Origin of the sequence: Collinsella aerofaciens (assembly GCF_018785245.1) — a bacterium.
Taxonomy (GTDB): domain Bacteria; phylum Actinomycetota; class Coriobacteriia; order Coriobacteriales; family Coriobacteriaceae; genus Collinsella; species Collinsella aerofaciens_AD.
Window position 1 is genome coordinate 1 of sequence record NZ_WQPL01000079.1, and the last position, 318, is coordinate 318.

A 318-nucleotide genomic window follows, 5' to 3' on the forward strand; every position below is an offset into this window, starting at 1 on the left:
ACCCGCGGCCGTGCTCGGCCTGGACGTCGGCAAGTCATCGCACTGGGCCTGCCTGATCGACCGCGACGGGGAGGTGCTGGACAGCGCCCCCGTCCGCAACAGGGAGGCCGAGCTCGACGCGCTGTTCGCCTCCGCGCCCGCCGGCACGCTCGTCGTCGTCGACCAGTTCCGCAACATAGGGTCCCTCGCCGTGAGGCGGGCCCGCGCCGCGGGGCTCGGGGTCGCCTACCTGCCCGGCCTCGCCGCCAGCCGCGCCGCGGGCCTGTTCGCCGGCGAGGCCAAGACCGACGAGCGCGACGCCGCGGTGATCGCGCGGAC

Annotated in this window: 1 protein-coding gene; it reads left to right on the forward strand. The window is 76.4% G+C overall.

The window, feature by feature from the left end:
* On the forward strand, positions 1-318 hold a 318-nt coding region (locus tag GPK39_RS09425), incomplete at both ends, for an IS110 family transposase (protein WP_215675240.1).